Below are 12,116 nucleotides of genomic sequence, written 5' to 3'. Positions count from 1 at the left end.
ATGGTATAAGACGAAAAAAATTTTGATCTATTTATTCTCAATACTCATTTAAATCAAACAATATGAAAACCAAATTGCACCTAACAATCGTTCTCATCTCGTTAATGATGACCTCCGGCCTTATTGCCCGGCCCTATTTCGACAAAGAGAAAGATTTATTGGTGGCTTGTTTCGACTTGAAACCGGATGAAGATGACGTCCATGCCGGCACCGCCCTGGCGTGCATGCTCCTGCATCCCGATCTGGCAGGCATTAACTACTATGCAGTGGCCGGAACATACGGCGAACAAGAAGGGAAATATGTCCAAACTGCCACTCCCGATTTTTTCAACCAACTTTTCGGACCGGAAAACAAAAAATGGACGGATGCCCACGCCAATTGGAACAAATCAATAAAACGTGTTCGTCAATTGGTTAAGAGCACCCTGAAGAGCGGAGGAAAAATCTTCATCCAGGAAGCCGGACAATCGGACTTCACCCACGACCTGCTTAAAGCACTCATCAATTCGGGTGTGGCTCCCGCAGTCGTTAAAAACAAAATAATTGTGGTCCAACACAGCAAGTGGAACGAAGATCAAACCAACCAAGAAAATCTCCAATGGGTGAAAAACAATACCCACTATGTTAAAATCGACGACGGAAACAAAGACGGAAACAATACGCCCGGTTATAAAACTGACGATACCGACTTCCTCATCCGCGCCAAAAAACAAACCAACCCTAACGCCAAAGCACGTGCCTTCTGGACACAGGCTGAACAGATCTGCAAAGCATGGGACGCTTCATGGATTAACAAAACCATCGATGCCGGCGGCCTCGACTTCTCCGACTGCGTAGAAAACTGGTGGATTTTCGACCTGGATGACAAGGCCGATAATGTGGCGAAATTCTGGGATCGGTACGTCACCAATGAACTCTAGATCACATCTCTGAGAACGCAATCATAAATTGCACCGATAGCATCTAAGGCCCGAAGGATTTATTCCACGGGCCTTCGTTTCTGATACTTCCCGTCGTTCTGTTTTTCCGTTCCCCTCCGTCGTTGTGGATTTCCTTAATCCACAATGCTTTCCTTTATTGGGATTTGTAATATCATTTTCCTCTCTGTTACCACTCTGCCGCCGCTTTGAATAGGCCATTAAGCCGATAGGTTACTAGGTCGATAGGCCAATAGGCTACTGGAATAAAGATGTCTCTAACTAGTTAAAAACCAAACTATTTATATCTACTTTATTTCTATATTATTTCTACCTATATCATTTAATTATTTCTGGCTTCTGTTTTCCAGCTTCCGGCCTCTAACTTCTGGCCTCTGCGCGCCGGAGCACCCCCTTCAGGGGGTTGGGGGGTGAGCGTAAGGGACTTACCAATACCCTACTCCCCGTCGTTCTGGATTTCCTTAATCCACAACGCTTTCTTTATTGGGATTTGTAATCTCATTTCCTCTGTCGCCCCTCCGTAGTCGGAAAATATGTTAAGCTGTTAGATCGTTAGCCAATAGACCACTAAACTTTAGGCCAATAAAATGGATAACAGTAAAAAATTGAACCATACTATTTATCTCTTCATATTTTTTATCAAGTATGCATTTCTGTAATGAACCATATAAGATAAACGGCGCCGATAAAGATAATTCTGCGCCATTTACTTTGTAAGATAATTTTACGAATTGTTTTTATGTTGTTCTTACTTTGTTATTATTATACGTGGTTGAAAATTCCTGGGCTTCGGTCGTTATGAATTCCAAATTCATAGAGAAGGTTGGTGCCGATATAAGCTAAATGAGGGTCTTCCCAAACCTTTCTATAATATTCGCCCACGCATCATAAACTCATAAATAACTTAAAAGATGACACTTACATCATTCCAGTTGAAAAACAACGGCTTCATAGGCAGGAACCGGAATGCGTTTTAGGTTATTTATTTTCTCGCCGGTTATTACATTTTGAGCAACAGAAACTGCATTTGTTCTTTCCGTGTAGTCATTGGCATTAATGTAGACATCATGGTCGTTGGAATTGACGACCACCATTACAATTTGATTGTTGGTATATCGAAAATATACATAAATATTATTCATAGGGAAGAATTGCATCATTTTGCCTGATTTTAATGCATCGGAGTTTTTACGATAATTGGCCAGTTTTTTAGTAAAATGGAAAATTTCATTTTCCAGGGTGGTCCTCCCCTCTTTTGTAAATTTATTTTCCATATCGTTAGGCCATCCTCCAGGGAAGTCACTCCGTACCAGACCGTCCGGATTACAAAATCCTGTCATGCCAATTTCGGTACCATAGTAGATTTGTGGTATTCGATTGGTGGTAAGCAATATGGTGAGGGCTGTTTTGAGTTTGCGAACATCTTCTCCAACCACCGAAAATATTCTGCTCAGATCATGATTATCCAGAAATGCCAGATTGTAGGAGGGAGATTTGTAAACAAAATCGGCAGCAAGGGTCGCATATACCGGATTCATGAATATATTGGGTGTTAATATATTTTTCCACTCTTGCGGTATTTTATTGACCATAGTAAGAATGGCCTCCCTAAGCTGGAAGTCTGTAATACCGTCAATTTGTGTGTCCAGATCACGGTTTACAGTGTTGCCACCATTAAAAAATGCCTGTTTGACGATCCCGTTAACCCATGTTTCGGCGAATATGGTAACCGAAGGAAATTCTTCTTTTACTTGAGACGCCCATTGTGTCAGAAATTCAGGGTCGTTGTAAAAATAGGTATCAAAACGAATCCCATCAATTCCCGCATAGGTTAGCCACCATATCGTATTTTGTGTCAAGTATTTTTGAACGTATTTATTTTGGGTGTTTAAGTCTGGCATAGAATGGTGTATCCAACCTTTAAGGGTGATTAAACGGTCTTTTTCTGAGCCGTAGGGATCCATTATAGGGTCACAATTATAGGTGCTTTGAGGATGCTGTTCAGGATCATTGAGCCAATCACTCATAGGGAGATCTTTTACCATCCAGTGTTTGCTACCAATGTGATTGAGAACTACATCTTTGATGACTTTTAACCCCTTTTGATGACACAAATTCACGTATTTTTGATACAGTTGGTTCGTACCCAACCTGGGATCAATTTTGTAGTGGTCGGTTACCGAATAACCGTGATAAGAAGTAACCGGTTGATTATTTTCCACTTCGGGGGTGCACCAAATGGCAGTAACACCTAGTTCTGAGATATAATCCAGGTGGTTAATGATACCCTGCAGGTCGCCTCCATGCCTGTAATACATGGAATCTCTGCATATCGACGTCTCCTCCATCGATGAAATAATATCGTTTTGAGGATTTCCATTCGCAAAGCGATCGGGCATGATGAGATAAATGAGGTCTTCAGGCCCTATTCCCTGATTTCGTCTTTCTTCGTTGGGTTTTGGATATAGAGGATAGTTAAAGATGTTGTTGCCGGCTTTTATAGGCATGGTTCCGGCCGGTGTCTCAGCGCCGATTGTTATATCCAGAAAGAGATAGTTGGCATTGTCCACCTGGTGGATGGAATCCAATCTTACTCCGGGGTAATGGATCGTAACAGACCTGTGGGAAATATCTTGACCGTAAATCATCAATTGCAGTTTGTTGTTTTTCATTCCCGTCCACCAAAAAGGGGGATCGATGCGCTCAATAGGATCTATTGCGCTAAGGGCACAGGAACACGTCAGAAATATTAGCAAAAGGAATGTTAATGATTTTGATTTCATGATAATATAACTTTTATGATTAGGCAATGTGTTAAAATCAAGTAAAACAGGAGCTGGTGTCAAAATGATTTTTTTTAGTCAATAGAAATGAGGGATGAAATCAGGAAAGAGAAGATTGAGAAAATAGAAACAGTACAGGCATTTATTTTGTTATTCCCCAAAAGCAAAACTCCCTGAATTCACCCCCTCATTAGCAAAAAATTTATTCCATCTCTTTAGTATCCATTGTTTTGGACAAGATTGGGATTATTAGCCAATGTAGTTTCAGCTATTGGAAAGAGTTCATAATGGCTATCGCTGCCTGACATGAAATCGTGGGCCATTCCAAATTGCCCAAATCGAATTAGATCTTGTCGTCTCCAGCCTTCCCAACACAGTTCTCGGCCTCGCTCATCCAGGATCTCTTGGAGCGTGAGAGATTCTGTTAAGGGTTCTAATCCAGCCCTTAGACGTACCCTATTCAGATCTGCTTTTGCGGATGATTCATTTCCCAGTCTTAACTGGCTTTCGGCTCTCATCAACAATACATCGGCAAAACGTAATATGGGGAAGTCATTACCGCCGCTGTTCCCGTTGTATGACGCCAGCTCAAAGGAAAATTTCAGGTTGCGGGCGCCTTCATAAGTTCCGGCATTCTCAAGACTCGCAATGGAGGGATTGTAAATAAGATCTTCACCATTGCCGGTTTTTACTACTTCTCCGTTTACGATTACCGGCTCTCCATAAATCCACTGGTTTTTGCGGAGATCATCCTCTGCATATTTCTGCAGGAAATTTTGATGGACACAAGCACCATTCCATGAACTGACGCCATAGGCTTGACCATGTTCATAAGCCAGCGTTCGGAATTCATAAATCATTTTGGGTGCCAGTACCGGATCGATGGGGATGGCAAGCAGGACTTCGTCAGTGGGACACTCATCACCAAAGAGTTCGAAGTAGTCGTCGTGAAGATCATAACCCAATTCTTCAACTTTGTTGCAGGCATCAAGAGCTTCCGACCAATGCTCTGTACCGGTGTAAACCCCTGCATTTAGGTAGACCTTTGCCAAGAGGGCATAGCCTGCAGCTTTGTTAAACCGACCGTAAAGGCCTTCTTTTTCTTCTCCCAGGTGAGGAATGCTTTCAAGAAGTTCCTTTTCGATGAAAGCGAATACTTCACTGCGGGTGCTTTGCGAAATTTCTGACAAAGGGGTGGAGCGATCGGTAATTATTGGTACGGCTCCCCAGCCATCCATTAGAAGAAAATAGAATAAGCTGCGCAATACACGAGCTTCTGCAATATATTGTTCATCGGATTGGTTGAGTGCAAAAACTTCAAGGGCAGTGTTGCAATCAATGATCGACTGATAAAGCCATTCCCATGTGCCACCTATAAAACTGTGTGAAGGAGTCCATTTGTGCCGGTATAATTGCATCCAAACGCCACCGTCTTGCCAGGAGGCACCACGGGCAGGGATCATTAACTCGTCGGTGGTCACTTCATTAAGGTCGTACCATCCTTTTTCTCCGGCATACCCCTGGTGGTTGGCTTCGCTGCGCAGTTGGGCATAAATACGTGCCAAGGCGTTGATGATCTGCTCATCGGTGGTATAAAAGCGATCGGCTTCTATCTGATCGTAAACCTTTTCGTCCAGATCGCTACATGCCGACAAGAGAAGAAGCAAAGTACTGATAAACAAACAGAATTTTTTCATAGCTGTAATTTTTTATTTTTTTTTGATGTCATCATTTTTATTTGAGTGTGAGGTTTAATCCCAAAGCAAAACTTCTGGAACGAGGGTAAAGATTGAAATCGTCGATACCAAAGCCGGCAGAACCATCGGATTGAATCTCTGGGTCAGTTCCTTTATAGTCGGTAATAACAAAGAGATTATTGGCCGTAAAGGAAAGCCGTATGCGAGATATAGCATCGTTGTTGACGGGAATATTGTATCCCAGAGAAAGATTGGAGAGCCTGAAAAAGGATCCGTCTTGTATCCAAAGGTCGGAGAAGTCGGACATTACCTTAATACCATTTTCCACTGCCTCCGGAACCATATTCAGAATTCCGATTTCACCTAGACGGTTGAGACGACTCCATGTACCATTGTAGATGTCGTTGCCCTGCGACCCGGTGAAAACCAACATGGCATCGAAATGCTTGTACCGGAAGGTGGTGTTGAGACCATAGATGAAATCGGGTTGGGGATTTCCGGCGTTATACCTGTCCGGTGATCGGTGGTCAATGGTAACACTACCATCCTTATTAAGATCAGCCAGCATCTCATTACCTTGTTCATCGACACCCGCATGTTTGTATACATAGAATATCCCTACCGGTTCTCCCACCTTTAGGAAGGATACTGCACGCCCGTCTACATATCCGTAAGGAACCAGATCTGTAGATAATTCATTGCCATTAAGCGTGCCATTGAGTGATTTTATTTTGTTTTCGTTTTTTGAGAGGTTGAACCCAATCGACCAGGATGTATTTTCGGTCTGCACAGGACGATATTCCAGCGAAAATTCCAAACCCTTATTGCTCATTTTTCCAATATTGGCCCACAAAGTGTTGGTGTAGAACGGTGGAACGGGAACAGCATATTCGTAGAGCATATTGTCGGTAGTTCCATCGTAATAATCGATGGAACCCATAAGACGGTTTTTCAGTAGATGAAAATCCAAGCCTATGTTAACCATTTTTTTGACCTCCCATTTCAGGTCTTCATTTTCGTTTTGTGCTGTTGCGTATAACGTGACGGATTCTCCGTTAAAGAGTGTTGATCCCTGCGATGCCAGCAATCTTAACGATTGGTATGGAACTAATCCGCCCTGGTTTCCTGTTTCGCCATAGCCCACACGAAGCTTTAGATCGTCAATCAAAGAGGAATGCTTCAAAAACGGTTCCTGAGAAATACGCCAGGCCACCGATGCCGAAGGAAAAGTCCCCCATTTGTTGTTTTTTCCCAACTTTGATGATCCGTCGTGACGAATGTTCATGGTTAGCAAATATTTGTCACGGTACGAATAATTTATCCGAGCCAGATAAGATATCAGCGTGCTTTCATCCTTGAAAGAGGAAATATCTCCACTTTGCACATCTCCGATATTTCCGTTGCCGAGATTATTGTACCCGTTGATGTCGGAAATAAAGTCTCGGCCAATGGCTTTAAACCCTTCGTTGGTAGTTTGCTGCCATTCATACACCCCCGTAAAGGTGAGGTGGTGGCCATTGTGTTTTTTTTCGAAATTGATGGTCAGATCAAGCAATTTCTCGTGAAGCGACGTCTGGCTCTTTTGGGCAAACCCATGATATGTATAGCCATTTGTACCAAAGAGATGCGACGGTTGGTAGTAGCCGTATGTGTTATGATGTTTGCGTTTGGAGGCAAACACACCCAGTTTCAGTTCTTTCAATAGGTTGTACTCGGTTTTGATACTTCCCCAATAGCTGTCCATGTTTCCCTGGTTACGAGACGCCTTAAGTAATGCTACCGGATTAACATACCCCCAGATACTGGAATCGTAGAACCAACTTCCATCGCTGTTGTAAACCGGTTCAACGGGCCTGCGTTGATAAGCCGCCACCAAGGCCGTGTAGATATCGTCGTAGTCGTCGGTAGCCACAAAATCCCCCTGGGTGGTATTGATATTCAAGTGAAGAGTGGTTTGCAAACGCCCTTGCAGATTTTTCTGTTGTACTTTTAATGAACCGTTCAACTTATCGGAACCTGATTCAAGAAGAATTCCTTCATGATTGATGTAGCCAAGAGAAGCCCTGTAGTTGAGTTTGTCAGAGCCACCGCTGATGGCGATGTTATTCTCAAGGATATACCCATTGCGGGTGATTTCATCGAACCAATTGGTGTTGGCTCCATAGTCCGAGGCACTGACGTCGTTATTTTCTATATAATTGCGCCACTGGGATGCATTCATTAGGTCCGGTTTGTTGGCGACTGTTTCCAGCGAACTGATGCTATTTACTTCCAACCGCATTTTCCCTGCTTTTCCGCTTTTGGTGGTTACGATGACCACTCCTGCTGCTCCCCGGGAACCATAAATGGCCGAAGATGAGGCATCTTTAAGAATGTCAAACGACTCAATACCAGAGGGCGACAGCATTTGTAACAATTCCGGACCTCCCTGAACGCCATCCACCACCACCAGTGGATCGTTACCTCCCGCCAACGAATTAATACCCCGGATGCGGATAGTGGGGGTCTCGTTGGGATCGGAGCCGGCTTGGGTAATATTGACGCCGGTCATGCGACCCTGTAGTTGTTGCAGTGGATTGGTGACGGGGCCGGGATTAAATGCATTGCTTACCATGCGGTTGACCGATCCGGTGACATCTGCTTTTCTGAGACTTCCGTAACCTACTGCCACCACCTCGTCCAAACCAATGACGGCAGGTTCAAGACTGACATCAATGCGGGTTTGGCTATGCGTAGCAATCTCCTGAGTCTGCATACCTATAAAGGAGAATACCAATATGGCATTATCCGGAACTTCGCTCAGAATGTAATCTCCTGACATGTCGGTAATGGTACCAGTTGTTGTTCCTTTTAGGGTGACGGTAACGCCCGGCAAAGGCGCCCCCCTTTCGTCGGTTACATGGCCCGAAATGGTTTTTCCCTGGGCTAATAGATGATTAAATATGCCTGTGAGCATAAAAACCCATAGAATCGCAATTACCCGTTGTACATTTTTCCACGGGGTACTGAATTGGTCTTTGAAATTTTTCATAAAACTCTGGTTTATTGTTTTTTTAATTAATATTTATTAATTGTGGGTAAAAAGGAATGATATCCGGAGGCACGTCTAAGGAGTCTACCTCAGGATAGTCAAGGTTTATGAAAAAACAGCTTCTCTGCATCGTAAAACACGCATTATTACCACATTAAAACATATTAACTCTTTCAGGAAAAGACATAGCATGACACCTTTCATCATGCGATGAATTAGTGTAACGGTAAGCTAAAAGCAGATGGCTTAAAATATTTCATACCCCCTCTGTCTTAGCTTCACCTTTATCCCGGTTTCTAAGAGATGTGTGACTCCCGATAAGTTTTTTTATGGAGGAGCATGGGAAGCAGCGCACACCGGCCACTCGCCCATGAAGTGTGAGAAATTTTTCATAGATTTGAAGTGTTAATTAAACTACTTTTGGTTGATTAATAAGCCTGCTGCTCGTCGTCAAACTATTGCAGCAGGCTTTTTCTTTGGTCGCCTTACTTCATAAGCATGGTGTCTTTTAGGTTAAACCATTGTACTCCTGTTAACTGGTGACTTCCGATAGGTGAGCCAAACAACAGTTGAGTGTCCTTAGAATTCATATGTCTATCAATTGTAGCTTTCGCATATTCATTATTTATTTCACGGATCGGATTTTTTGAATTTTCCGGATTGTTTTGAGCTTTTGTTACCAATATTTGTTATTTTTAATCGGTCAAATATAAAAAGGTTTAATTTGTTATAACCCAACAACAAACGCAGATTTTTTGCATAATTCACGAGTTTTTTTTGCATATATTGATTGTTGATCATCTAATCATTACTAATTATGGATATAATGGATACCGCACGCCTGAACATTAAACGTCGTCGTGAAATAAAAGGTCTACGACAACAGGATATGGCCGACAAGTTGAGTATGAGCCTGAGAAGCTACCAGAGCCTTGAAAGCGGTGAAACTAAACTTGATATTGAACGGTTAGAACGAATTGCAGAGGTCCTCGAAACCAGCTTGGAGGAGTTGCTGAGACCGGAGAGTGTAGTTATTAATCAACAAATTAGTGATTCAGGAAATGGGTCTGGGTTTAGTACCGGAAATACCTATAATTACAGCATTGAAAACGAGGTTATGGATAAAATGCTTACTTTAAAGGAAGGGGAAATCCAAGCATTGCAAGACGAAATAAAATTTTTGAAAGAAGAAAATGAATATTTAAGGAACAAAGTTGATCAATTGTTGGGAATGATGGAGAAGAAAAATGCTTGATATAATTGATATAAAAATGTGGACAATTTATCCAAAAAAAGAGAAAATCTATTTTAGGATTATCCTATGAAGTTTCAAATGTTAAATGATTTTTCATTGTTAAGAGTGGTAAGTCTTTTCAGTTTTTTTGTAAAATTAAAATTCAGCTTTTTTATTGTGTATTGGCATTGAATACGAATATAAAAGGATGTAGGAATTATTTTTATAGCTTGAGTCAAAACAGAATTAATTATGATAATGCCCACTATTGACCAATTAGATAAATTGTATTCGGATTATGGTTATGAACTTTCGAATGATGGAAATGAGAGTATAAGAGTGTACAAAATGAGGTATGGCATGTATCATGCAGCCGAAATTGTATGTATTTCACCAGATGCAGAATTTAAAAAACTTAAAGCAGAATTCTCTGAACAAGGTTATGCAACTGAAGTTCGGAATTTTAATTCAATAGAGGAAGCGGAGAAGGCCTTGTTTGAAGGTTTTTTTATTAAAACACCTATCTCAAAAAGTTTATCTAAAAGGTATGAGCGATTTATTGAAAGGCAAATTGAGCATTTGCCTGAAGGAAGTCAGTATAAATACATAAACAGCCCATATGAGTATTTTTTATTTAACGAAAAAGGGACATTGTTAAATTTTGAAAACATCTATGATGCTGAGAACAATAGTATAATAGATAAAATAAATGATATTGTTTCTTCCACTTATGGCCCTTTACTTATAATCATTGAAGCAGCAGCTGGCTTTGGAAAAACATGTTCTGCATATGAAATTCTTAATACATTTTCAGTTGAAGATCACAATAAGCTACCGTTTTTTACAGAGTTGTCTAGAAATAGGGAGGCTCGGGTATTTAAACATATATTACATAATGAAATTTTTCAACAATTTCCTACTGGAATAAATGCAGATGTTGTTCTTTATGAAATAAAAAAGGGTAGAATTCCACTCATAATTGATGGATTTGATGAGCTTTTGACAAAGGATGTAACTTTTAATAGAAATGAATTTTCAAAAGTTGAAAGTATGCTTTCAACAATAATGAAATTATTGGAGGAAAGTGCAAAAATTGTAATCACATCTCGTAAGACAGCCTTGTTTAATAGTGAACAGTTTTATAATTGGGCAAATGCAACAGAAAACAAATTTTCAGTTGCACGATTTGAAATAAAGGAGCCAACTGTTAAAAATTGGCTTAGCGGTGAAAGGCTTGAACTAATTGAAAATTCAGATTTCCCGATTAATAAACTGGCAAACCCTGTATTATTATCTTATTTAAGAAATATTCCTTTGGAAAAATTAAAAGCTTTTTTAGATGATAATCATACCCAGTCAATCGTTGATCAATATATTGATTTTTTGCTAAGCAGGGAGCAGGATCGCCAAAGTCTTCGAATGGACAATAATACACAATTACGTGTTTTTAGGAAACTTGTTAGATTTATGACTGAGTATGATTTTAAGAGTGAATCTAAGGAAATAATAAAAGATTTTATTAAGTCGTATAATAAAACTATAATTAATGATTGCCTGCAAAAATACAATCCTGGAGAACGTCCGTCATTTGACGAGTTAGTTGAAACTTTATCTAATCATGTTTTTTTAGATAGAAAACAGAGTGGTTCTGTAGGCTTCGTTAATGATTTTATCCTAGGGCACCTGATTGGTGAAAATCTAATAATGGATAAATATAAGCAGTACTATCCAAATTTTAATGAATTATTTAATCAAACTTTTGCAATCCTTGCGACTACCGCTTTTAAATCCAATAGTGAAAAAAACCGTGATTTATTGTGGAAAATTTTTAACGATTATAAATTTGAGTTTGATCAAAACTTTTATTTCGATATTGATATTTCGTTCAAGGATGGAATTCGGAGGAATTTCGATAAGATTGTTATAATGGATGAAACAATCAAATGTGTTGAATTTTGTCCTCCTCAAAGAATTACTAATAGTACCTTCTCAAATGTAGTATTCAACAATTGCAAGTTCGATGTAGATATATTCGAAAATACGATTTTCCAAGGCTGTAAATTTTACGACTGCGAACTTTGCAATATCAAACCTGACTCCTACAAGCTTAAATTTCAAACTTTTGGTTGCTCAGCAAACAATTCAATTCTTGATGATTTGTTATCATCTGATGGATCAGATTATGAGACAAATCATCAAGAAATTACTGAATTAGATATTTTGGAGAAGTATTTCAAGAGTGATAAAAAACGTCCTAGGCACAGAACGTTATCACAAATACGTGGAGAATTTACAGATGAAGAAGCTATTAAACGAGTTAACCGTTTAATAGCTAAATTAAAATCAAGTGGTTATTTAACTTTTAATGGAGATATGAGCTTTATAACAAAAGAGGGAATAAGATATTTTCATGAACAATATAACAACGATTAA

General features: G+C 40.1%; 7 protein-coding genes. 3 read left to right on the top strand and 4 right to left on the bottom strand.

Annotated features, from left to right (window positions below; all coding sequences use genetic code 11):
• The first annotated feature begins 62 nt into the window (after window positions 1–62).
• Window positions 63–920 (top strand): hypothetical protein, encoded by an 858-nt coding sequence (locus ACT29H_RS14255; protein WP_444822319.1) that lies wholly within the window; start codon window positions 63–65, stop codon window positions 918–920.
• Between the two features lie 941 nt (window positions 921–1,861).
• Here ACT29H_RS14255 and ACT29H_RS14250 read toward each other — a convergent pair.
• The 4 genes from ACT29H_RS14250 to ACT29H_RS14235 form a co-directional block, all read right to left on the bottom strand.
• Complete coding sequence (locus ACT29H_RS14250; RefSeq protein ID WP_444822318.1) at window positions 1,862–3,721, bottom strand: alpha-amylase family glycosyl hydrolase; 1,860 nt, start codon at window positions 3,719–3,721, stop codon at window positions 1,862–1,864.
• A 215-nt stretch (window positions 3,722–3,936) separates the two neighbouring features.
• Window positions 3,937–5,418, bottom strand: coding sequence for a RagB/SusD family nutrient uptake outer membrane protein (locus ACT29H_RS14245; protein WP_444822317.1), 1,482 nt, complete (start codon window positions 5,416–5,418; stop codon window positions 3,937–3,939).
• Between the two features lie 37 nt (window positions 5,419–5,455).
• Complete coding sequence (locus ACT29H_RS14240) at window positions 5,456–8,449, bottom strand: SusC/RagA family TonB-linked outer membrane protein (protein WP_444822316.1); 2,994 nt, start codon at window positions 8,447–8,449, stop codon at window positions 5,456–5,458.
• A gap of 485 nt (window positions 8,450–8,934) precedes the next feature.
• Window positions 8,935–9,132, bottom strand: coding sequence for a hypothetical protein (locus ACT29H_RS14235; protein ID WP_444822315.1), 198 nt, complete (start codon window positions 9,130–9,132; stop codon window positions 8,935–8,937).
• A 134-nt stretch (window positions 9,133–9,266) separates the two neighbouring features.
• Here ACT29H_RS14235 and ACT29H_RS14230 point away from each other — a divergent pair, with 134 nt between their 5' ends.
• Together ACT29H_RS14230 and ACT29H_RS14225 are read left to right on the top strand one after the other, a co-directional pair.
• Entirely contained in the window at window positions 9,267–9,704 is a 438-nt protein-coding gene (locus tag ACT29H_RS14230) for a helix-turn-helix domain-containing protein (protein WP_444822314.1), read from the top strand.
• Between the two features lie 231 nt (window positions 9,705–9,935).
• Complete coding sequence (locus tag ACT29H_RS14225) at window positions 9,936–12,116, top strand: NACHT domain-containing protein (protein ID WP_444822313.1); 2,181 nt, start codon at window positions 9,936–9,938, stop codon at window positions 12,114–12,116.

Source organism: Thermophagus sp. OGC60D27, from assembly GCF_052400625.1.
Classification (GTDB): Bacteria; Bacteroidota; Bacteroidia; order Bacteroidales; family Marinilabiliaceae; genus Thermophagus.
The sequence above is the reverse complement of the archived record's forward strand: the minus strand, read 5'-3'. Positions and strand labels throughout refer to the sequence as shown.